The sequence below is a fragment of the Streptomyces sp. NPDC048417 genome, assembly GCF_040651615.1.
Classification (GTDB): domain Bacteria; phylum Actinomycetota; class Actinomycetes; order Streptomycetales; family Streptomycetaceae; genus Streptomyces.
The window spans coordinates 19,515-40,990 of the sequence record NZ_JBEZKI010000046.1; the positions used below are offsets into that span (position 1 = coordinate 19,515).

Genomic DNA, 21,476 nt, shown 5'->3' on the forward strand with positions numbered 1-21,476 from the left:
CCCACCCCCGTTCGACTCGCGCTCTCCCGAAGGAACATCAATGATGATGCGACGACGCACCACCCTGCTCACCGGCTGCACCGCCCTCGCCCTCGCGCTCGGCGCCACCGCCTGCGGAGGCAGCGGCGGCCCAGTCTCGGCCGGCGGCGGCGACAAGGCGCTCAGCGGCCAGACCGTCACCGTGGCCGGCGTCTGGTCCGGCGACGAACTGAAGAGCTTCCAGAAGGTCCTCGACGCGTTCAGCGCGAAGACCGGCGCCAAGACCCAGTTCGTCTCCACCGGCGACAACGTCTCCACCGTCATCGGCAGCAAGATCGAGGGTGGCAACGCCCCCGACGTCGTCATGGTCCCGCAGGTCGGCGTGCTCCAGCAGTTCGCCAAGAGCGGCTGGCTGAAGCCGCTGTCCAAGACCACCCAGCAGTCCGTGGACAGCAACTTCGCGCCGGTCTGGAAGAACTACGGCAGCGTCGGCGGCACCCTCTACGGCCTCTACTTCAAGGCCGCCGACAAGTCCACCGTCTGGTACAGCCCCGACGCCCTCGACCAGGCCGGCGTCAAGCCGCCCACCAGCTGGGCCGAGCTGCTGAAGGACGGGCACACCGTCTCCGACTCGGGGCTCGCCGCCTTCTCCATAGGCGGCGAGGACGGCTGGACCCTCACCGACTGGTTCGAGAACATCTACCTCTCCCAGGCCGGACCCGAGAAGTACGACGCCCTCGCCGCCCACAAGCTCAAGTGGACCGACGCGTCCGTGGTCAAGGCCCTCGGCACGCTCGGCACCCTCTTCAAGGACAAGCAGCTGATCGCGGGCGGCCAGAAGGAGGCCCTCAACACCGACTTCCCGGGCTCGGTGGAGAAGGTCTTCGGGCCCAAGCCGGAGGCCGCCATGGTCTACGAGGGCGACTTCGTCGCCGGCGTCGCCCACGACCAGTTCGGCAAGACGATCGGCAAGGACGCGACGTTCTTCCCGTTCCCGGCCGTCGACGGCGGCACGGCGCCCGTGGTCAGCGGCGGTGACGCGGCGGTCGTCCTGAAGGCGGCCAAGAACGCCACAGCCGGCATGAAGCTCCTGGAGTACCTGGCCACGCCGGAGGCCGCGGCCGTCTGGGCGAAGGAGGGCGGCTTCCTCTCCCCGAACAAGAACCTGGACCTGTCCTCCTACGGCGACGACGTCACCCGCGCCATCGCCAAGTCCCTGGTGGGCGGCGGCGACTCGGTCCGCTTCGACATGTCCGACCAGGCACCCGCGGCCTTCGGCGGCACCAAGGGCGCCGGTGAGTGGAAGATCCTCCAGGACTTCCTCGCCGACCCGGCCGACCCGAAGGCGACGGCCGCACAGCTGGAAAGTGCCGCGGCCAAGGCCTACAAGGGCTGACGGCCGTGACCGCGACCGTGGTCTCAGAGAAGACCAGCCCACCGTCGACCGGGCAGGCCGAACGTGCCAGACGGACCCGGCGCCGCGGGCGGATCATCGCCCTGCTCTTCGTCCTCCCGGCCCTGCTCCTGCTGGGCGCGCTGGTCGTCTACCCGGTGCTGTTCTCGATCGGCCGGAGCTTCTTCGACGCGTCCGGCACCAGGTTCGTCGGCGGCGACAACTACACCGAGATGTTCCGCGACCCGGCGACCCTCAAGGCCATCCGCAACACCGTGATCTGGGTGCTGGTGGCCCCGACCCTGCTCACCGGGCTCGGGCTGATCCTCGCCGTGCTGGTGGAGAAGGTGCGCTGGGCGACCGCCTTCAAGCTGCTGCTGTTCCTGCCGATGGCGGTGTCCTTCCTGGCCGCCGGCATCATCTTCCGGCTCGCCTACGACGAGGACCCGCACAAGGGCGTGCTCAACGCGGCCGTGGTCACCGTGCACAACGCGTTCAAGGGGACCGCCGAGTACCCCACCGCCCGCGCCCGCACCGGCCAGGACCTCACGGCCGAGAAGGACGGCTCGTACCGCACGGCCGCGAACCTCGGGCCGGGCGACACGGTGACGCTCGGGCTGGTGGGCGTCGCACCGAAGGACCTGCCCGGCGGCGCACGGCCCGCCTACCCGGCGGCACAACGCCGGGCCACGGCCGGTGAACTGGGCGGGGTGGTCTACCTGGACTTCACCCCGGGCGGCGGCGGCAGCCCGGGTGTGGTCGACCGTACGGAGAGCGGGCTGCCGCGGATGAAGGTCGAGGCGGTGCGCGCCGACGGCAAGGCGGTCGCGAGCACCAGCACTGCGGCCGACGGCTCCTTCCACTTCACGGGACTTGCGGCCGGCTCCTACGAAGTGCAACTGCCGGCCTCGAACTTCGCTCAGCCCTACCAGGGCGTCTCCTGGCTCGGACCCGCCCTCGTCACGCCCGCCATCATCGGGGCCTACCTGTGGATCTGGACCGGGTTCGCGATGGTACTGATCGGAGCCGGGCTGGCCGCTCTGCCCCGGGACGCCCTTGAGGCCGCCCGGATGGACGGCGCCAACGAGTGGCAGATCTTCCGGCGCATCACCGTGCCGCTGCTGGCGCCGGTGCTCACCGTGGTGTTCGTGACCCTCGTCATCAACGTGATGAAGGTCTTCGACCTCGTGTACATCATCGCGCCCGGGCCGGTGCAGGAGGACGCGACCGTCCTCGCGACCCAGATGTGGCTGGTGTCCTTCGGCGGCGGCAACAACCAGGGGCTCGGCAGCGCGCTCGGCGTGCTGCTCCTGGTCCTGGTCATCCCCGCCATGGCCTTCAACGTCCGGCGCTTCCGGAGGAGTCAGCGATGAACGTGATCAGGCGCGGCCTGGGCAACGCCGTGGTGCAGGCCTTCCTCGTGGTGGTCGGGCTGGTCTGGCTCACCCCTCTCGCCGGGCTGCTGCTGTCCTCGCTGCGGTCCTCGCAGGACTCGGCGAGCAGCGGCTGGTGGACGGCGCTCGCCAGCCCCGGGCAGCTGTCCTTCGACAACTACTCGGCCCTGCTGAAGAACTCGGGCATGACCCGGGCCTTCTGGAACACCGTGCTGATCTCGGTGCCGGCGACCACGCTGGTGGTCGTGGTGGCGGCGCTGGCCGGATACGCCTTCGCCTGGCTGGACTTCCCGGGCCGCGAACCCGTGTTCCTGCTGGTGGTCGCCCTGTTGGTGGTACCGGTACAGATCGGCCTGCTGCCCGTCGCCAAACTCTTCGGGCAGCTGGGCCTGTTCGGCACGATTCCCGGTGTGGTGCTGTTCCATGTGGCGTACGGACTGCCGTTCGCGGTGTTCCTGCTGCGGAACTACTTCGCCGAGATGCCCAGGGAGATGCTGGAGGCCGCCCGGATGGACGGCGGCAGCGAATGGCGGATCTTCACCCGGCTGGTGCTGCCGGTGGGGCGGCCGGCGATCGCCAGCCTCGCCATCTTCCAGTTCCTGTGGGTCTGGAACGACATGCTGGTGGCCCTGCTGTTCGCGGACAGCTCCTCGCAGCCGCTGACCGTCGAACTCCAGTCGCAGATCCGGCAGTTCGGCAGCAACATCGATGTGCTGGCGCCGGGCGCGTTCCTGTCGCTGGTGGTGCCTGTGGTGGTGTTCTTCGCCTTCCAGCGGCACTTCGTGCAGGGCGTGATGGCGGGGTCGGTCAAATAGCCCCCGGTGTGCGGGGCGTGCTCGCACGCCCCGCACACCGGGTACGTCAGGCCGAGGCGCGCGGGGTGGCCGGCCGGCTACGGGCGCGGATGCGTGAACACGCCGAGCAGGCCGCCCTGGTGGCCGAGGGCTGGCGGCCGCGCTGGCGGAGCGAGGCGGTCGCCTTCTTCGAGCTGCTGCCGCACTGGAGCGTCGAGCGCTCCCACTGAACCCGCCCGCCCACAACGCCCCAACGCCCCGCCCGCCCACAACGCCCCAACGCCCCGCGCACCCGCAGCGCCCCACTCACCCACAGCGCCCCACTCACCCACAGCGCTCCGCGCGCCTGCGGCCCGGCGACCGGTACGGCCCTGCCGTACCGCTTCTAGTCCGGTTCCGGTGCCTCCGGCCGGTTGGCCGGCTCCTTGACGTGCCCCTCGCGGAGCTGCTCGGCCGCCCAGTGGGCCCACTCCTGTTCCAGGACGCGCTGGCGCAGGCCGTGCTCCAGGACGAGCCGGCCGCACTCGGTCAGCGCGTCGCGGTCCCAGTCCTCCGAATCCCGCAGCGCCAGCAGGGCGTCGTACTCCTTCGCGGCGGTGTCCGCGTGCCGCAAAAGCCGCTCCACGGCCTCCTCGCGCGGCAGGAGTCCCAGGAAGAACGTCTGCAGCAGCATCGGGTTGCGCTGCGGCCGGTGCTCCTCCGTCTCGGCCAGCCAGCGCCGCGCCTCCGCATGCCCTTCGGGGGTGAGCGAGTACTGCTTGCGGCCCCGCGGACCCTCGTCGGTGACCTTGATCAGGCCGGTGGCGTCCAGCTTGGTCAGCTCGCCGTAGATCTGGCTCTGCTTGGCCGGCCAGACGTAGCCGAGCGAGGTGTTGAACATCTTCAGGAGGTCGTAGCCGCTGCCGGGGCGGAAGACAAGCAGACCCAGAAGGGCGTGACGAAGGCTCATGCCCGCACTCTAACCCGTCGCCCTCCAATATTGACAGGTCGCACTCCCACGTTCCGATGTTGACATGTTGGTTATGGAGCTTCTACGTTCCACCTGTCAAAATTGGAACCTCGCGGTGCTCGCCATGGCCCGGGATCCGGAACAGGGGGACGCGATGCTTCGGGAAGCCGCTGAGGCCGCGTGCGTGCAGGACGCGGTGCTGACGCGGGCGGCCCAGTCCGGCGAGGTGGCCGCGCTGGGGGTGCTGCTGGAGCGGCACCGGGCGGGGATGCGGGCGGTGGCACGGAGCGTGCTGGGGGCGGGAACCGACGTCGACGACGTGCTCCAGGACGCGGCGCTCACCGCGCTGCTGCGGATCGGGGACGTACGCGATCCGGCGGCGGTGGGCGCCTGGCTGCGGATGATCGTGCGGAACGGGAGCCGGGCGGTGCTGCGGCACTCCGCCCTGGTCCGGCCGGTGGAGGAAGTGCCCCTGCCGGCCCCGGACGCCGGCCCGGAGCAGTGGCTGGAGCGCACCGCCGTACGGGACTGGATCTGGGCGGCCATGGAGGAGCTGTCCCCGGTGCTGCGCATGCCGCTGGTGCTGCGTTACCTCTCGGCCGGGGACGCTTCCTACGAGCAGGTCGCCTTCGCGTGCGGGGTGCCGGTGGGGACGGTGCGCAGCCGGCTCAGCCGGGGGCGGGCCGAGCTGGCGGCGGCCCTGGCCGCGACCGCGGACGTCGCGCACGGTGACGCCAGGCAACGGGTCCGCGCCAGCCGTGTCGAGGCCCGCCGGATGCTCGACGCCGCCCGGGAGCGGGCTGCCGTCGGTCCCGCACCGGCCTCCTGACGTTCAGGCGGTCCGCTGAGCGCGAGTTCGTCCGTCCTTCGGGGGTCGCCCTGCCGTCCTCAAGGCGGTGAAGCAGGCGCAGAGTTCGACGCCCTACCTGTGCAGGTGGGTGATCACCGGGGCCGGTCCTCCTATACGGGCGTGTGGCCCTCCAGATAGACACGTACGGGTCCGGGAAGCCCGGCGGCGATGGCTTCCGCGAACGGGGACCAGCGGAGCTGCTCCGGGCCGAGCCGCGCCTCCGCGGACGGGGTTTCCGACAACAACTGGCACACCGCGAACGAACGCGCGTCCGGCGGAGCGGTATCCGGCGAAGCCGTGTCCGTCGGCCGTAGCAGCGTCGAGCCGTCGACGAGATAGCCCGTCAGCTCGTACACCAGGCGCGCCGCGGTGGCCGTCGCCGATTCGGCTGGTTCAGGAGTGCCGGACGGCAGTTCCCAGCCGCCCTTCTCGTTCACCAGCAGCAGACGCCCGTCGTACACGACGACCGCACCCACCACGCTCCCGGCGGCCTGCTCCGACGTCATGGCCCACCCCTGCCTTCCCGCTCCGCCTGACCGCCGGCCGGCCACGTCAGCGCGATGATCCTTCCCTACCCCGGACACACCGGCTCACGCCGTACGGCCGCACCGGCCCGACCCGCCCTGGAGCCGCCCCTCAGCCGCTGACGATTCCCACGACGAGATTGATGGCGGTGGCGAGAATGCCGGTGCCGAAGACGTAGGACAGCAGTGTGTGACGCAGCACGATCGCCCGGATCGCCGAACTCGAGACATCGGTGTCGGACACCTGATAGGTCATGCCGAGGTTGTAGCTGAAGTAGAAGAAGTCCCGGTACGCCGGCGGGTCGTCCGAGTTGAAGTCGATCCCGCCCGCGGACTCGTAATACACGTAGGCGTAACGGGCGGCGTACATCAGATGCAGCGCGGCCCAGGCCGTGAAGACGCCGCACAGGGCGGTCGCGGCCGCCACATGGCCGGGGTCGGCCTTGCCACGCAGGAGCAGCAGGACGATGGCGGCCAGTCCGCACAGGGCCACCGCGACCACCACGAGTTCATCGGTCACGGGACGGAAGTCCTCACGCCGTGCGTTGCGGTGGGTGGCCGTGGCGTCCATCGGCCACAGCACCGCCCAGCCCGCCAGGACGAAGGACAGTTCCGTCGCGGCGATCGCGCACAGTGCGCCCAGTGCTCCGTCTGTCGCGAGCGCCACGGTCACGCCGACCACCGCCCCGACGATCGCCGCGCCGGTGAGGCGGGGCACGGCATCCAGGGGCAACGAGCGTCTCATGGATCATCACGGTAGACCCGTCGCCGCCGGTCAGCGCGCTTCACGGCGTCTGATCGGCACGGCGGGGCGTGGAGCCGTCCGAGAGGCGAGTGGCCGTCGACGGGCCCAGCGAGCGTTCCGTCACCCGCGCCAGATGCCGCCCGAACGCCCCCTCCGCGTCCGGCGTCAGCGTCCGCAACGCCACCAGTGCCGTGATCACGACATCGCACAGCTCCCCCTGCACGTCCTCCCATGTATGGGTGACGCCTTTGCGGGGGTTCTGGCCGGTCGCGCCGATCACCGCCTGGGCGACCTCGCCGACCTCCTCCGTGAGCTTGAGCATGCGCAGCACGAGGCCGGTCTCGCCGTCGTGCGTGCGGTTGGCGTCCAGCCAGGTCCAGAGGCCCTCGACGGAGGTCCACAGGTCCGGGGCTTTCGCAGGCGGTGTCGTCCGCTGTTCCGTCTGTTCCGTCTGTTCCGTCATGGCGGGAAGCCTGCCCCGCCCCGCCCGGCGGCTACTCCTCGAACAGCGCCCCCTGCCCACCCTCCTTCTCCCGCCGCAGCCGCCGGTTCCGCGCCCCGATCACCGCCGCCGTAGCGATCCGGACCGGCATCTGCTGACTCCGGCCCGGAGCAGGAAACACCTGCGAAACGGGACGTTCCTAGACTCCGGGACGTGCGACTGACAGTGCTTGACGCCCCCACCGAGTGGAGCCGGTTCGCCGAGGGCTCCGCCGAACGCCGCATGCTGCTCGCCCTCGGGGACCGGCTCGGCACCGCGCTGCGTCCGAGGCCGCTCATGCTGCCCGACGGCAGCCGTGTCGAGGTCGAGGGGATCGACGCCGCCGGTCGCGTCCTCGTCCAACTCGTCGGCAACCAGGGCGCCTACAAGCCCGCCTACCGCAACAAGGTCATGGCGGACATGTTCAAGCTGCTGTGGCTGCGGAACTCGGTGCCGACCGCCGAGCGCACGGTCCTCCTCATCACCGAGGTGATCGTGCAGGCGCTGGGCGGCTGGGTGGCACGTGCCGCCGCGGATCTCGGCGTCGAGGTCTACGTGTTCGACGGCGACAACGTCATCACACTGCCGCGCCGGACGTAAAGCCGATGAAACGGACCGCAGCGGCTGGATGAAACACAGGGTTCCTAGGGTCGGAGGCACCTAAGCGGATTTCCGCGTGGCAGTGCCGCACTCGCTACGCACGCTCTCCGACTTCCAGGATCGGGCCTTCGTGCTCGCGACATGGATGGGAGCGTGAAGGTGACCGGTACGCCGGCACTCGACCTGCGGTCGGTACGCCGGGTCTACGGATTCGGACCCACCGCGACGACCGCCCTCGAAGATGTTCACCTGTCGGTACCGGTGGGCCGTTTCGTCAGCCTGATCGGGCCCAGCGGCTGCGGCAAGTCGACGCTGCTGCGGCTCGCGGCCGGACTGGAGGAACCCGACCACGGCACCGTACGGGTGCACGGTGTGCCGCCGGCCGAGGCGTGCGCCGCCAAGATGATCGGCCTTGTGCCGCAGAGCCCGGCCCTGCTGCCGTGGCTGTCGGTGCTGCGGAACGTCACCCTGCCTCAGAAGATCAACAAGGGTGCGGTGCGGCGCCGGGAGCGGATCGCGGGCAACGCCGAGAGGACGGCGACCAGTGCTGCGGACATGCGGGAACTCCTGGTCAAGGCCGGCCTCGGGGAGGCCATGCACAAGCTCCCCGCCCAGCTCTCCGGCGGTATGCGGCAACGGGCCGCGATCGTCCGCGCCTTCGGTCTGCGGCCCGACGTCCTCGTCATGGACGAGCCCTTCTCGGCGCTCGACGAGTTCACCCGCGAGAGTCTGCAGGACCAGCTCCTCGACCTCTGGGACGAGCTGAAGACGACCGTCCTGTTCGTCACGCACTCCGTGTCCGAGGCCGTCCGGCTCTCCGACACCGTGGTCGTCATGGCCCCGCACCCCGGCCGCGTCGTCGACACCATCGAGGTCGACCTGGACCGGCCGCGGGGCGACCGTCTCTTCGGGCAGCGCCGCTTCCACGAGTACGAGGACCTGATCCGGGACCGACTGCGCCGCGCCTGGCACGGCGAAGCGGCGTGAGGGGACGAGACCGATGACCGTGGCCGACGAACGCACCGCGCCCGCCACCGGCGCCCAGCCGCCCGCCGAACCGTCCCGCTACAGCCTGCGGCACCCGAAGTCCCGGATCGCCTGGATCCGCCCCGCCGTCTGGGCGCCGCTCCTCGTGATGCTGGCCCTGCTCGCGGTCCTGTGGCAGTGGGGCGCCGACGAACTGCCTTACCTCCTGCCCCCGTTGCCGAAGGTCGGCGCCTCGCTCACCTCCGAGTTCGGCTACTACGTCGACAACGCCCTGGTCACCCTGGGCGAGGCGACGGCCGGTCTGGGGACGGGGTTCGCCGCCGCGTTCGTCCTCGCGGTGCTGACGAGCGAACTCCCGCTGTTGCGGCGGGCGGTCATGCCGATCGCGGTCGTCCTCAACGTGACCCCGCTGGTGGCGATCGCGCCCGCCCTGGTCGTCGCCTTCGGCTTCGGACCGCTGCCCAAACTCGTCATCGCGGCCCTGATCTGCTTCTTCCCGATCCTCATCAACACCGCGGCAGGGCTGCGGTCGGTGCCTCAGCAGGTGCTCCAGGTGTACCGGACGATGGACGCAGGCCGCGTCGAACTCCTCTGGTACGTACGCGTCCCCCACGCGCTGCCCTTCCTGTTCGCGGCGCTGCGCATCGTCTTCCCGCTGTCGATCATCGGTGCCGTCGTGGCCGAGATGTCGGCGGCCGGGTCGACCCGCGGCCTCGGCACCGTGATCAGCGTGGCCTCGTCGATGAACCAACTCCCCGTCGTGTACGCCTCGATCCTCGTCCTCGCCGTCATGGGCGTCCTGCTGCTGCTCGCCGTGACCCTGGTCGAACGCCGCGTCCTGCACTGGCACGACAGCGCGCAGGACTGACCGAGCCCCCGGCACCCTTCCTTCCGCCCGTGGCCCGCGACGGCCGGGGCGCCGGCACCCATGCCCTCACCCCCGCACAGCCATCTGCACACCAACGCCCGGCGGACACCGCCAGTTTGGAGTCACCCATGCAGTCGCGCCTCGCCAGATCCGGCCTCGCCTGCCTTGCCGCCGTAGCCCTGACGGCCGTCGTCGCGGGCTGCGGCTCCGGATCCGACGCCACCACCTCGAAGGGCTCGGAAGGATCCGCGATCTCCGCCGAGCGCTGTGCCGAGAACAAGGCCGCCGGCAGGATCACCTACCTGTCCGGCTACCAGTACCAGTCGTCGGCGTCGATCCTCGAGTACATCGCCGCGAGCAAGCTCGGCTACTTCAAGGACCTCTGCCTGAACGTCACCCTCAAGCCCGGCACCGGCGACACCTCGCAGAACACCAAGCTGCTCGCCAGCGGACAGGCCACCGTGAGCCCCGTCGCCGAGCAGGACGTCATCCAGGCCCGCGCCAACGGCATCGACATCACCGGCGTCTCCTCGTACTCCGACGCCGGCCTGGACATCCTGATGACCAACGGCGACATCACGAAGCTGACGCAACTCGACGGCAAGGTCGTCGGACACAAGGGCTATGTGCCTGCCGCCGTCCGGGCGATGCTGGTCAAGGCCGACGTGAAGTGGGACTCGCTCAAACTGGTCAAGGAGGGCTACGACCCCTCCGTCCTGCCCCGCAAGCAGGGCGGGCTCGAAGCGCTCACCGGATTCGTCTCCAACGAGCCCAACCAGCTCAAGGCGGCCGGCCACGACGTCACCGTCTGGAAGCCGGTCGACTACGACGTCCCGAGCTCGCTGGGCGCGATGGCGGTCAACCCGGCCTTCGCCAAGGCCCACCCGCACGCCGTCGAGGACGTCCTGCGCGCCGCCCTGCACGCCTACGACTACTGCTCGGCGAGCGCCGCCCACATCACCGAGTGCGTCGGCTACGCGGCCGACCTGTCGGGACCGACGTACGACAGGAAACTCAACGCGACCATCTGGAAGACCGAGACCCAGGTCGTCAAGGACAACCCGACCCCCGGACAGCCGCTGGGCGGCCTGGACCCCGCGAACGTCACGGCGCTCGTCGCCATGCTGCACCAGTTCGCGATCGTGCCCGCCGCCGTGACCGCCGACAAGGCCGGGACCTGGTTCGACTCGTCCTTCGTCAAGAACGTCTACGCGGACGGCAAGCTCGTCTGGCCGGCTCCGTAGCGCTCTCGCACCACCTCGACGGAAAGGCCCGCAACGTGCCCACGAAAGAGTACGGAATCTTCCTCCCCATCGGGAACGGCGGCTGGATGCTGTCCACCACCGCCCCGCACCCCGAGGCGAGCTACGCCTGGAACAAGCGCGCCGCCGTGCACGCGGAGACCATCGGCCTCGACTTCGTCATGTCGATGGCGAAGTGGCGCGGCTTCGGCGGCAGCACCGACCACTGGGGACGCTCGCTCGAATCGATGACCATGATGGCCGCCCTCGCCGAGGCGACCAGCCGGGTCAGGATCTGGGCGACCCTGCACGCGAACGTCCACAACCCGGCCGTCGCCGCGAAGATGTTCGCCACTTTGCAGGACATCTCCGGCGGCCGCGCCGGCATGAACATCGTCAACGGCTCCTACGCGGGCGAGTTCGAGCAGTTCGGCGAGTGGGACCCGGAACTCAGCCACGAGGACCGCTACCGGATGACCGAGCTGTGGACGGAGGCGGTCACCCGGCTGTGGGCCGAGGACTCCGTCACGATGCACACGCCGTACTTCGACCTCGACGCCTGCGAGTCCCGCCCGCGTCCGGCGGTCCGCCCGACCCTCATCAACGCGGGCCGCTCCGAGGACGCCCGCCGCTTCCAGGCCCGGTACGCCGACGGCGCCTTCCTCGCCGCCGAGAGCCTCGACGAGATGCGCATGCTGTCGGCGGACGTCCACGAGCGGGCCGCGGCGGCCGGCCGCGTCTGCCGTACCTACTCGATGCTCACCGTCGTCCAGGACGAGACCGACGAACTGGCCGCCAAGAAGGTGAAGGAGTGGGGTGCCGGCCTCGACCGGGAGGCGCTCGCCCGTATGCGCAGCACCTGGGGCATCCCCGAGGAACAGGCCCGCGCCTGGGCCGACGGGGCGGACGGGGAGGCGGCGTTCCAGACCCCGTACGTCGCGGGATCGGCGAGCACCGTCACCGACCACATCGAGTACATCGTGCGCGAGGCCGACCTGGACGGACTCATGCTGATCTTCCCGGAGTACGACGAGGACATGCTGCTGTTCGGCGAGACCGTGCTGCCCGAACTGCGGGCCCGGGACGAGGTGACCGCCTGATGCCCGGCACCGACCCGCGGGAGACACGACTGAGCCTGCGGGAGAGACAACTCGCCCACCTCACCCGGCCCGGCAGCGGGCCTGCGCTGGCCGTGGTCGACGTACAGCGCGACTTCGCCGCACCTAACCGCCTGGCGGCCTACGGCCTGACGGATGACTGTCTTTCGGCCGTCGACCTGGCCGTCACCCGCATCGAACTCCTCGTCACCGCCGCACGCGAGGCCGAAGTACCGGTCTTCTGGGTCGAGTTGGGAAGCGATCCGGGGCGCCCCTGGGGAGCGAGCAACTGGCTGCGCGGCGGCGACTACGACGCCCCCATGGGCCCGGACGAGCCGTGCGTCCTCGGCACGGCGGGCGCGCAGTGGTACCGGGTGCGGCCCGCCGAGGGGGAGGAGCGGGTCGTCAAGCGCGGCTACAGCGGGTTCCTCGGCACCGACCTCGACGCGCGGCTGCGCGGGGCTGGCTGCGGCTGGCTGACCGTCGCGGGCCTGACCAGCGAGTGCTGTGTGTACGCCACCGCCCAGGACGCCGTGCAGCTGGACTGGCCGGTCGTCGTCCCCCGGGACGCCACCGCCGCCTACGACCTCGACGTCAACGCCGCCGCCCTGGTGCAACTGGGCCTGAACGTCGCCGTACTCAGTGACGCCGACGAGGTCGTCGGCCTGTGGAAGCGGGGCGCCCGGTGAACGGCATGCACATCGGCTTCGACCTCTCCTTCACCCACACCGAGGGCGCCTGGGCCCGGCCCGGCTCCTGGATCGGGACGGACTTCCCCGACGTCCGCATGTACATGGAGCTGGCCCGGACCGCCGAACGCGCCGGCGTCGGCCTGCTGTTCTTCGGCGACGGCAGCGGCATTCCCAGCACCTGGCGCGGGAGCATCGAACCGGCCGTGGAGTGGGGCATCCAGTGGCCGCGCCACGACATGTCCCCGGTCATAGCGGCGATGTCCACGGTCACCGAACGGATCGGCTTCGGACTGACCTACTCGTCCACCTTCATGCACCCGTTCTACGTCGCCCGGCTGCTGAACTCGCTCGACCACGTCACCGGCGGCCGTATCGCCTTCAACGTGGTCGCCTCCACGCGCGGCGCGGACGCGGCGAACTACGGGTTCGGCGAGCTGATGGACCACGACCTGCGCTACGAGCGGATGGAGGAGTTCGTCGCGGTCTGCCGTGCCCTGTGGGACTCGGTGGCACCCGACGCCATCGTGCGCGACCGGGCCACGGGCCGCTTCGCCGACCCGGCCAAGGTGCACCCCATCGACCACAAGGGCCGCTTCTTCACCGTGAAGGGCCCGCTCGCCTCCGTGCCGAGCCCGCAGCACCACCCGCTCATCGTCCAGGCCGGCAACTCGCCCCGTGGCATCGCCGCCTCCGCCCGCTTCGCCGACCTGATCTTCGGCTTCGGCGGCAACCTCGCCGCCCAGCAGCGGCACCGCAAGCTGCTCGACGAGGCGCTCCTCGCCGAGGGCCGCGACCCGGCCGGCGTGGGCATCCTGTGGGCCACCCAGGTCATCGTCGGCCGTACGACGGCCGAGGCACGGGCCCGCCGCGACGCGGCACTCGCGTTCTGGAACGAGGAGACCGTCGCCACCCACCTCTCCCACAACATGGGCTACGACCTCTCCACGCTCCCGGAGTCCTTCCGCCTGGGCGAGCTGCGGGACCAGATCGTCGCGGCCAACGCCAGCCCGGCCGGTCTCGTCGGTTCGCTCGTCGCGGAGTTCGGCGCCGAGCGCACGATGAGCCGCGAGGAGTTCTTCGCGCACGCTCGCAGCAGGGCGACCGGGCTCGACCACGGCATCGTCGGGGACCCCGCCACCGTCGCCGACGCGCTGGAGGAGAACTTCACGGCGAGCGGATCGCGCGGCGGATTCATGTTCTCCAGCCCGCTGGCCATGCCCTCCGGCTTCGCCGACATCTCCGAGCTCCTCCTCCCCGAGCTGCGCCGCCGCGACAGCCTCGCCCCCGCCTACCCCGGCACCACGCTCCGCGAGAACCTGGCGGTGTGAGATGACCGCAGGGAGCGGGCGGCGCGACCGGCTTGCCCTCACCAGCCTGTGCGCGGGGTTCTTCATGCTGCTGCTGGACAGCACCGTCACCTCGGTCGCCCTGCCCGCACTGATCAGCGGCCTGCACACCACCGAGACCCTCGCGATCTGGGTCAACAGCGGCTACCTCATCGCCTGCGCGGTTCCCCTGATCATCGCGGGCCGGCTGGGCGACCGCTACGGCCACCGGCGTGTCCTGCTCGCCGGCCTCGCGGCGTTCACCTTCGGCTCGCTGCTGTGCGCGCTGGCACCGACCGTCGAGGCCCTCGTCGCCTGGCGGGTGGTCCAGGGCGTCGGCGCCGCGCTGATGACACCGCAGTGCCTCACCCTCATCAAGGCGCTGTTCCAACCGCCCCGCCTCGCCGTCGCGCTCGGCGTGTGGGGTGCGGTCGGCGGGGCGGCGGTGGCCGCCGGCCCCCTGCTGGGCGGCCTGCTCGTCGCCGCCGGCGGCTGGCCCGCGGTGTTCTGGGTCAACGTGCCCGTCGGCATCGCGACGATGGCGGCAGTGGCAGCGTTCGTACCCGCCCTGCCCCGCCAGAAGGCCGCCGTCCCGGTCTGGGCGATCTGCGCGAACGCGGCCGGTGCCGGGGCGCTCGTCCTCGGCGTCCAGGGCACGGACGCGGCGCGCGCCGACGTGGGGGGCGTCCCGCGCTGGCTGCTCGCGGCCGCCGGCGCGCTGCTCGTCGTCATGGTCGTCTGGCTGCAACGCCGGTCGGGGCAGCGGGCGTTGGTGCCGATCGCCGTACTGCGCAGCCGCGGGTTCGGCACCGCGGCGTGGGGCGCTGCCGCGGCCTCCTTCTGCTCGGGCTCGGCGATGATCCCGCTGATGCTCTACCTCCAGCGGGAGCGCGGGCTCAGCCCCGGCGCGGCGGCGCTCACCCTCGTACCGATGGGCGTGGTGTGCGTGCTCGGCGCCCCGGTCTCGGCCCGCCTCAACAACGGGATCGGCGCACGTGCCGTCGCCGTCGTCGGCTCGTCGGCGCTCGTCCTGTCCGTCGGAGCCTCGGCGGCGCTGGTCGCCACGGACGCGCCGATCCCCGTCCTGACCGCCGCCTTCGCGGTGTACGGGGTCGCCAACTCGTTCGTCTGGTCGCCCTTCTCCATCGCCGCCGTGACCACGGTCGCCCCGGACGAGGTCGGGGCGGCGTCGGGAACCTTCAACGCCATGAAACAACTCGGCGCGGTCCTGGGCAGCGCGGTCTGCGCCGTCCTGCTGGCCGGGTTCGGCTACGCGGCCACCCTGGGCTCACTCGCCGCCGTAGGACTGCTCACTCTCCTCGCCTCCGTGCTCCTCCGGACCGGCCACCACCCCGGCGCGGGACCTCCCGGGACAACCGCCGCCACCCCCCGACTACCCACAGGAGTCGCCTGATGAAGGCTGTCGCCGTCGTCGGAAACCCCAAGGCCGCCTCCCGCACCCGCGACGCCGCCGAACGCCTCGCCGCGGCCCTCGGCCTGGACTGTGAGGTCCTCGAAGTCGCCGGACTCGGGCCCGGCCTGCTCGCCTGGGGCGACCCGGACGTCACCGCGGCCGTCGAGCGGGCGCGTAGCGCCGATGTCGTGATAGCGGCCTGCCCCACCTACAAGGGCACCTACACCGGCCTGCTCAAACTCTTCCTCGACCAGTTCCCCACGGCGACGGGCCTCGCCGGGCAGGTGGCGCTGCCCCTCATGCTCGGCGCGGGCCCGGCGCACGCGCTCGCCCCCGAACTCACCCTCGAACCGGTGCTCGTCGAACTCGGCGCGACCTGCCCCGCGCAGGGCCTCTACCAAGTCGACTCCACCTACACCACGGACGACTCAATGGCCTGCTGGACCGCCCAGTGGGGCCCGACCGTACTCGACGCGGCGAAGGCGAGGGCCCCGCGATGACGACGCCGGAAGGCTTCACCTCGGATCCCGGCGACATACAAACGGCGTTCTCCGGATTCCCTTCCGGCGTCGCCGCCCTCTCCGCGCGCGTCCACGGCGAACCGACCGTCATGATCGTGTCGTCGTTCGCCGTCGGCGTCTCCCACCGCCCGCCCATGGTCTCCTTCGCCATCCAGCGAACCTCGACGACCTGGCCGACGCTCGCCCGCGCACGGACGATCGGTGTCTCCGTTCTCGGCGAGGAACACAGCGGCAAGGCCCGTCAGCTCGCGTCCCGCAGCAAGGAGGGCCGGCTCGTCGGCCTCGGCACCCTGGAGACGGCATCGGGCGCCATCTTCCTGGAGGGCGCCCCGATCTGGCTGGAGTGCACCGTCGAGCACACCTACCCGGCCGGCGACCACGACATCATCGTGCTCCGGGTCCTCGCCATGATGACCGACGACGACCGGAGTCCGGTGGTGTGGCACCGGCGGGAACTGAAGATGCTGGCGGGGTGAGGCCGGGGCCGGGCCGACCTGCACCGTCTTGCAACCCTGCCTCCGTCGTCCTCAGACAGCCTCCGGAAACCGGTCGATGTTCGTCTCCACCCAGTTCCGCAGGTGGGCCAGCGGGGCGCACGCGTCCATGCCGAGTGGAGTGAGGCTGTACTCGACGCGGGGTGGGACCTCGGGGTAGATCTCGCGGTGGACCAGGCCGTGGTCCTCCAGGCGGCGCAGTGTCTGGGTGAGGACCTTGGGGCTCACGCCCTGGAGACGGGCGCGCAGGGCGCCGAAGCGGCGCGGGCCGTCCTCCAGGGCGCCCAGGGCAGGGCGTGTTCCACTGGGAGTTCATGTACACCCGGTCGATGTTCCAGACCGCCGACCAGGCCATGCAGCACCACATCCTCACCCAGGTCGCCCGCCTGGCCGACGCGGGCATCCTGACCAGCACTGCCACCCGGGACCTCGGCCCGATCAACGCAGCCAACGTCCGCGAGGCCCACCGCATCCAGGAGACCGGCGCCGCCATCGGCAAGACCACGCTCACCGGCTTCTGACCGACGGGCGCCGGCCCCGCGGACACCCCGGGCCGAGCCTGACCCGGAGCCCGCCCCGCGGACACCCCGGGCCGAGCCTGACCCACCGGAGCCCGCCCCGCCCGGCCCGGCGGTCATTCCTCGAACAACACCTCCTGCTCGCCCTCCCGCTCCCGCCGCATCCGCTGGTTCCGGGCCCCGACCACCACCGCCGTGACCGCCGCCGTCACGCCCAGCGCCACCGGGACCATCCAGCCCCGGTCGAAGACATGCCCGAAGGTGTGGTCCAGGGAGAGCCGGCCGGGACCCGAGACCGCCAGGCCCGCGGCGGCCAGGCCCAGGCTCGCCGCGTACTCGTAGCCGCCCTCCGCCGCGAAGAAGCCGTTCGGCATGTGCAGCGCGGCCGCGCCCGCCATCGCGCCGGCCGCCGCGGCACCCGCCGCCGGGGTCGCCAGGCCCAGCGCCAGCAGCGTGCCGCCGCCCGTCTCCGCGAGCCCCGCCGCCAGCGCGCTCTGCCGTCCGGGCGCGTACCCCACCGACTCCATGAACTGGCCGGTGCCCTCGATCCCGCCCCCGCCGAACCAGCCGAACAGCTTCTGCGCGCCGTGCGCCGCCAGTACCCCGCCGGTCCCCAGCCGGAGCAGCAGCAGGCCCACATCACGTCGGTCGTAGCAGGTCACGGTGGCTCCTCCGGCCGGGGGTGCGATCAGGTCTCCACCGTCGCACCGGGACACCCGACCGGCCCGTCCTCGGCGCCGTTAGGGTGGCGGGCCCCCGGCCGCGGTGTGACGCTGACTGACATGACGATCCACACGGACAGACTCAGCGACCCGGCCGTCCGCGCCTTCGTCGGCGCCGTCAACGCCGGTGACCGCGCGAGCCTCCTGGAGCTCCTCACCCCGGACGCGACCATGGCCGACGACGGCTCCGACCGGGACCTCGCCGACTGGCTCGACCGCGAGATCTTCTCCTCGCACGGTCACCTCGACGTCGACAAGGAGTCCCGCGACGGCCGCTCCCTGGTCGCCGGCTACCGCAACGACACCTGGGGCGAGATGCGCACCAAGTGGTCCTTCACCGTCGAGGACGACGGCCGTATCTCCCGCTTCGAGACCGGGCAGGCCTGACCGCACCCTTGTCCGCTGTCCGCCCCCTTGCCTTCGCGTGCGCTTCAACTCCTAGCGTCTCGGGCATGGACAGCTACAGCACCACCAGGACCCTGGGACGTTCCGGCATCGAGGTCAGTGCGCTCGGCTTCGGCTGCTGGGCCATCGGCGGCGAGTGGCAGGACGGCACCGGACAGCCGCTCGGCTGGGGCAAGGTCGACGACGAGGAGTCCGTACGGGCGGTCCACCGCGCCCTCGACCTCGGCGTCACCTTCTTCGACACCGCCGACACCTACGGCACCGGGCACAGCGAGCGCGTCCTCGGCCGTGCCCTCGGCAAGCGCCGGGACGACGTCGTCATCGCCACCAAGTGGGGCAACGTCTTCGACGAGGAGAGCCGGACGCTCACCGGGCACGACGACTCCCCGGCCTACCTCCGCCGCGCCCTCACCGCCTCACTGCGCCGCCTCGGCACCGACCACGTCGACCTCTACCAGCTGCACCTCTCCGACGCCGACCCGGCCCGGGCCGCCGAACTCCGTGACGTCTGCGAGGAACTCACCGAGGAGGGACTCATCCGCGCCTACGGCTGGAGCACCGACGATCCCGCCCGCGCCGCCGTCTTCGCCGAAGGGCCGCACTGCACGGCCGTACAACACACCCTCAATGTGCTTCAGGACGCACCGGAACTCATCGCCCTGACCGAGCGGTTGGAGCTTGCGAGCATCAACCGCGGTCCGCTCGCCATGGGGCTGCTGGGCGGGCGGCGAGCAGCGGCCACGGCCGGGGACATCCGGAGCAGGCCGCCGGCCTGGCTGCCCGGGTTCGGGGACGGGTCCGGGGCCGACCCCCAGTGGGTCGAGCGGATCGAGGGCCTGCGTGACGTCCTCACCAGCGGCGGCCGGACCCTCGCACAGGGCGCCCTCGCCTGGATCTGGGCCCGCAGCCCGCGGACGGTCCCCATCCCAGGGTTCCGGTCCGTCGCCCAGGCCGAGGAGAACGCCGGGGCGATGGCGAAGGGGCCGCTCACCGCCGGGCAGCTGGCCGAGATCGACCAACTGCTCGGGCGCTGAACGGCCCCCCGCGGGCGGGTCAGTAGCCCGGTCCGCCGCCGTACTGCTGCTGCACGTACGGCTGCTGGCCGTAGCCCTGCTGCTGCGAGCCGTCGTGGCCGGCCGCCTGCTGCGCGTACTGCTGTCCGCGGCCCTGCTCGGTGAGGGTGATCTGGCCGGCCTTGATGGTGGCCAGGCGCGGGGCGCGGCGGGCGATGGACGAGTCGTGGGTGACCATGATGAAGGTCAGCCGGTACTCGTGCCACAGGCCCTCCAGCAGGCCCATGATGTCGTCCCGGGTGCCCTCGTCGAGGTTGCCGGTGGGTTCGTCGGCGAGCAGCACCTTCGGCTTCTTCACCAGCGCACGGGCGATGGCGACCCGCTGCTGCTGGCCGCCGGAGAGCTCCGCGGGGGCGTGGGTGAGGCGTTCGCCCAGGCCCACCGAGCGCAGCGCCTGAGCCGCCCGCTCGCGCCGCTCGGCCGGCTTCACGTCGAGCGGCACCAGGGCGGTCTCGACGTTCTCCTGCGCGGTGAGCGTCGGGATCAGGTTGAACGACTGGAAGATGATGCCGATCTTCTCGGCGCGCAGCCGGGTCAGCTTCGCCTCGCTGATCCGCGCGAGGTCCACGCCGTCCAGCTCGACACTGCCCTCGGTCGGACGGTCCAGGCCGCCGATCATCTGGAGCAGGGTCGACTTGCCGCCGCCGGTCGGGCCCTGGATGACGAGCTGGTCGCCGTCCTCGATGGTCAGGTCGACGCCGCGCAGCGCCTCGACCGTCTCCTTGCCCCGGGTGTAGCGCTTGGTGACTCCGGTGAGTCTGTACATGGGTTCTCCACAAGGTGGTAAGGGGGTGGGGCGCCGCGTCCCGGGGGGAGTGGCGGCGCGGCGCCCCGGTTCAGGGGCCGGCGGTGTTACGAGACGCTGCGCAGGGCGTCCGCCGGGCGCATCCGGGAAGCGCGCCAGCCGCCCATCGCGCCGGCGATCAGACCGCCGGTGACCGCGAGGCCGACCGCGAGCGCGATGGTGGTGAGGGAGACGGGTGCGGTCAGCGCGATCTCCAGGGTGTTCTGGGTGGCCTGCTGGCCGGGGCCGCCGCCGCCCGGGCCGCCGCCCATGCCGCCACCGCCGCCGGTGGTGCTGCCCACCTGGGCGGTCAGCTTCGGGCTGATCGCGGTGACCACGTAGGCCGCGCCGACGCCGAGGGCGATGCCGAGGGCGCCGCCGAACAGGCCGTTGACCATGGACTCGCCGACGACCTGGCGGGTCACGTTGCGGGAGGGCCAGCCCAGTGCCTTCAGGGTGCCGAACTCACGCACCCGGCGGGACACCGCGGAGGAGGTCAGCAGCGCCGCCACCAGGAAGGCCGCCACCAGGACCGCGATGGACAGCCACTTGCCGACGCTGGTCGCCAGGCTGGAGGCGGTGGAGAGGGAACCGGAGACGGTGGACGCCAGGTCGGCGGAGGTGGTGACCGTCGTACCGGAGATGTTCGACGTGATCTCCTTCTTCACGGTGGAGATCTGCTTGGAGTCGGTCGCCTTGACGTAGATCGTGGTGACCTGGTTCTTGGCGTCGCCGAGGGTCTGCGCCAGCTTCAGCGGGATGAACACGTCCGTGTCGGACTCGCTGCTGTCCGGGGTCGCGATGCCGATGACCGTGAACTTGGTGCCGGAGATCTTGAAGGTCGAGCCGACCTTGTACTTCTTCTCCTTGGCGTACGACTTGCTGACCACCGCGACCTTGGTGCCGGTCTGCGCCGAGGTGAAGGTCTTGCCCGAGGTGATCTTCATCGAGGCCAGCGGGCCGAGGCCCTGGTGGGCGACGTCTACGCCGGCCACGGAGTAGCTGTTGACGTTGAAGTTGGCGCCGCCGCCCTGGACCTGGGGCTGGCCGGTGGAGGTGCCGCCGCCCGGCTGGCCCTGGCCGCCGCCGCTGTTGCTGCTGCCGCTGGAGCTCTGCGCCTTGCCCTGGGTGAAGGAGCCGTCGACCTTGGTGACGTTGAGGGAGAGCGCTCCGACCGCGCTCTCCACGCCCTTCTGTGCGGCGACCTGGGTGACCAGGGTCGACTTCAGGGCCTGACCTCCCTGCGTCTGCACCCGGTCCGAACTCTGCGTGGAGCTGCTGCTGGACTTGGCGCCGAACTTGAAGTTCGGGCCGCCGGAGCTGCCCGAGGTGGGTGCCGTACGGGCCTTGGTGACCGTCATGTCGGTACCGAGGCCGTAAAGCGACTTGAGGACCTTGTCCTGCGCCTGGGTCATGCCGGCCGACACCGAGTTGACCGTGATGACCAGCGCGATTCCGAGCGCCAGACCCAGTGCGATGACCAGGGCCGCCTTCTTTCTACGGCCCAGCTCGCGCTTGAGATAGATGCCAAACATCCCGTTCCTCGAAGGTTCTTGGCGCCCGCTGTGGACGCGAGCTCAAGCTAGGGAGAAACCTTTGAGTCGGCCTGGGTAAAAGATGTGTCAG

Annotated in this window: 25 protein-coding genes and 1 pseudogene; 18 read left to right on the top strand and 8 right to left on the bottom strand. The window is 71.2% G+C overall.

Annotation, left to right across the window (positions count from 1 at the left end; translation table 11 throughout):
• Window positions 1-43: 43 nt before the first annotated feature.
• The 4 genes and pseudogenes from AB0D59_RS46015 to AB0D59_RS46030 all read left to right on the top strand — a co-directional run.
• Window positions 44-1,375, top strand: a complete 1,332-nt coding sequence (locus AB0D59_RS46015) for an ABC transporter substrate-binding protein (protein ID WP_362577827.1) — start codon at window positions 44-46, stop codon at window positions 1,373-1,375.
• 5 nt (window positions 1,376-1,380) lie between these two features.
• Window positions 1,381-2,745, top strand: a complete 1,365-nt coding sequence (locus AB0D59_RS46020; protein WP_362577722.1) for an ABC transporter permease subunit — start codon at window positions 1,381-1,383, stop codon at window positions 2,743-2,745.
• The gene (locus tag AB0D59_RS46025) at window positions 2,742-3,581 is read left to right on the top strand and encodes a carbohydrate ABC transporter permease (RefSeq protein WP_362577724.1); all 840 of its coding nucleotides are present in this window, start codon (window positions 2,742-2,744) and stop codon (window positions 3,579-3,581) included. Before AB0D59_RS46020 ends, AB0D59_RS46025 begins: the two co-directional genes overlap by 4 nt.
• Before the next feature lie 62 nt (window positions 3,582-3,643).
• Window positions 3,644-3,790: pseudogene (locus AB0D59_RS46030) on the top strand (polyprenyl synthetase family protein); the annotation flags it as partial.
• Between the two features lie 155 nt (window positions 3,791-3,945).
• Here AB0D59_RS46030 and AB0D59_RS46035 read toward each other — a convergent pair.
• Complete coding sequence (locus AB0D59_RS46035; RefSeq protein ID WP_362577726.1) at window positions 3,946-4,509, bottom strand: PadR family transcriptional regulator; 564 nt, start codon at window positions 4,507-4,509, stop codon at window positions 3,946-3,948.
• Window positions 4,510-4,582: 73 nt separating this feature from the next.
• On the opposite strand from AB0D59_RS46035, the gene AB0D59_RS46040 reads away from it, so the two are divergent.
• On the top strand, window positions 4,583-5,338 hold the full coding sequence (locus tag AB0D59_RS46040) for a sigma-70 family RNA polymerase sigma factor (RefSeq protein WP_362577728.1): 756 nt from the start codon (window positions 4,583-4,585) through the stop codon (window positions 5,336-5,338).
• A 131-nt stretch (window positions 5,339-5,469) separates the two neighbouring features.
• Here AB0D59_RS46040 and AB0D59_RS46045 read toward each other — a convergent pair whose 3' ends face one another.
• From AB0D59_RS46045 to AB0D59_RS46055, 3 genes are all read right to left on the bottom strand, one after another.
• Entirely contained in the window at window positions 5,470-5,865 is a 396-nt protein-coding gene (locus AB0D59_RS46045) for an NUDIX hydrolase (protein ID WP_362577729.1), read from the bottom strand.
• Between the two features lie 130 nt (window positions 5,866-5,995).
• Complete coding sequence (locus tag AB0D59_RS46050) at window positions 5,996-6,628, bottom strand: DUF1345 domain-containing protein (protein WP_362577731.1); 633 nt, start codon at window positions 6,626-6,628, stop codon at window positions 5,996-5,998.
• A 40-nt stretch (window positions 6,629-6,668) separates the two neighbouring features.
• Window positions 6,669-7,091 carry a MazG-like family protein gene (locus AB0D59_RS46055; protein ID WP_362577733.1) on the bottom strand — a complete coding sequence of 141 codons (423 nt, stop codon included), beginning with the start codon at window positions 7,089-7,091 and terminating at the stop codon, window positions 6,669-6,671.
• A 192-nt stretch (window positions 7,092-7,283) separates the two neighbouring features.
• On the opposite strand from AB0D59_RS46055, the gene AB0D59_RS46060 reads away from it, so the two are divergent.
• The 10 genes from AB0D59_RS46060 (at window position 7,284) to AB0D59_RS46105 (ending at window position 16,330) form a co-directional block, all read left to right on the top strand.
• A complete protein-coding gene (locus tag AB0D59_RS46060) occupies window positions 7,284-7,709 on the top strand; it encodes a hypothetical protein (protein WP_362577734.1) in 426 nt (141 codons plus the stop codon).
• A 159-nt stretch (window positions 7,710-7,868) separates the two neighbouring features.
• Complete coding sequence (locus AB0D59_RS46065; RefSeq protein WP_362577736.1) at window positions 7,869-8,696, top strand: ABC transporter ATP-binding protein; 828 nt, start codon at window positions 7,869-7,871, stop codon at window positions 8,694-8,696.
• Between the two features lie 13 nt (window positions 8,697-8,709).
• Complete coding sequence (locus AB0D59_RS46070; RefSeq protein WP_362577738.1) at window positions 8,710-9,564, top strand: ABC transporter permease; 855 nt, start codon at window positions 8,710-8,712, stop codon at window positions 9,562-9,564.
• A gap of 128 nt (window positions 9,565-9,692) precedes the next feature.
• Entirely contained in the window at window positions 9,693-10,808 is a 1,116-nt protein-coding gene (locus tag AB0D59_RS46075; RefSeq protein WP_362577740.1) for an ABC transporter substrate-binding protein, read from the top strand.
• A 35-nt stretch (window positions 10,809-10,843) separates the two neighbouring features.
• A complete protein-coding gene (locus tag AB0D59_RS46080) occupies window positions 10,844-11,905 on the top strand; it encodes an LLM class flavin-dependent oxidoreductase (protein ID WP_362577742.1) in 1,062 nt (353 codons plus the stop codon).
• On the top strand, window positions 11,905-12,591 hold the full coding sequence (locus AB0D59_RS46085) for an isochorismatase family cysteine hydrolase (protein ID WP_362577743.1): 687 nt from the start codon (window positions 11,905-11,907) through the stop codon (window positions 12,589-12,591). The genes AB0D59_RS46080 and AB0D59_RS46085 overlap by 1 nt, the downstream gene beginning before the upstream one ends.
• A gap of 5 nt (window positions 12,592-12,596) precedes the next feature.
• Window positions 12,597-13,922, top strand: coding sequence for an NtaA/DmoA family FMN-dependent monooxygenase (locus AB0D59_RS46090; protein WP_362577829.1), 1,326 nt, complete (start codon window positions 12,597-12,599; stop codon window positions 13,920-13,922).
• 1 nt (window position 13,923) lies between these two features.
• Window positions 13,924-15,333, top strand: coding sequence for an MFS transporter (locus AB0D59_RS46095; RefSeq protein ID WP_362577745.1), 1,410 nt, complete (start codon window positions 13,924-13,926; stop codon window positions 15,331-15,333).
• Window positions 15,333-15,833, top strand: a complete 501-nt coding sequence (locus AB0D59_RS46100) for an NAD(P)H-dependent oxidoreductase (protein ID WP_362577746.1) — start codon at window positions 15,333-15,335, stop codon at window positions 15,831-15,833. Before AB0D59_RS46095 ends, AB0D59_RS46100 begins: the two co-directional genes overlap by 1 nt.
• Entirely contained in the window at window positions 15,830-16,330 is a 501-nt protein-coding gene (locus tag AB0D59_RS46105) for a flavin reductase family protein (RefSeq protein WP_362577748.1), read from the top strand. Before AB0D59_RS46100 ends, AB0D59_RS46105 begins: the two co-directional genes overlap by 4 nt.
• A gap of 51 nt (window positions 16,331-16,381) precedes the next feature.
• On the opposite strand, the gene AB0D59_RS46110 is transcribed toward AB0D59_RS46105, so the two are convergent.
• Window positions 16,382-16,636: a helix-turn-helix domain-containing protein gene (locus AB0D59_RS46110; RefSeq protein WP_362577831.1), complete on the bottom strand. Its 255-nt coding sequence runs from the start codon at window positions 16,634-16,636 to the stop codon at window positions 16,382-16,384.
• Between the two features lie 41 nt (window positions 16,637-16,677).
• Between AB0D59_RS46110 and AB0D59_RS46115 the strand changes: the two genes are divergently transcribed.
• The gene (locus AB0D59_RS46115; RefSeq protein ID WP_362577750.1) at window positions 16,678-16,869 is read left to right on the top strand and encodes a hypothetical protein; all 192 of its coding nucleotides are present in this window, start codon (window positions 16,678-16,680) and stop codon (window positions 16,867-16,869) included.
• A 113-nt stretch (window positions 16,870-16,982) separates the two neighbouring features.
• On the opposite strand, the gene AB0D59_RS46120 is transcribed toward AB0D59_RS46115, so the two are convergent.
• Complete coding sequence (locus AB0D59_RS46120) at window positions 16,983-17,528, bottom strand: DoxX family membrane protein (protein ID WP_362577751.1); 546 nt, start codon at window positions 17,526-17,528, stop codon at window positions 16,983-16,985.
• A gap of 120 nt (window positions 17,529-17,648) precedes the next feature.
• On the opposite strand from AB0D59_RS46120, the gene AB0D59_RS46125 reads away from it, so the two are divergent.
• Together AB0D59_RS46125 and AB0D59_RS46130 are read left to right on the top strand one after the other, a co-directional pair.
• Window positions 17,649-17,975 carry a nuclear transport factor 2 family protein gene (locus AB0D59_RS46125; protein ID WP_362577753.1) on the top strand — a complete coding sequence of 109 codons (327 nt, stop codon included), beginning with the start codon at window positions 17,649-17,651 and terminating at the stop codon, window positions 17,973-17,975.
• Between the two features lie 65 nt (window positions 17,976-18,040).
• Window positions 18,041-19,027: an aldo/keto reductase gene (locus AB0D59_RS46130; protein WP_362577755.1), complete on the top strand. Its 987-nt coding sequence runs from the start codon at window positions 18,041-18,043 to the stop codon at window positions 19,025-19,027.
• Between the two features lie 19 nt (window positions 19,028-19,046).
• Here the strand turns inward: AB0D59_RS46130 and AB0D59_RS46135 are convergent, their stop codons facing one another.
• Both AB0D59_RS46135 and AB0D59_RS46140 read right to left on the bottom strand, forming a co-directional pair.
• A complete protein-coding gene (locus AB0D59_RS46135; protein ID WP_362577756.1) occupies window positions 19,047-19,832 on the bottom strand; it encodes an ABC transporter ATP-binding protein in 786 nt (261 codons plus the stop codon).
• Window positions 19,833-19,918: 86 nt separating this feature from the next.
• Entirely contained in the window at window positions 19,919-21,385 is a 1,467-nt protein-coding gene (locus AB0D59_RS46140) for an ABC transporter permease (protein WP_362577758.1), read from the bottom strand.
• Between the last annotated feature and the right edge of the window lie 91 nt (window positions 21,386-21,476).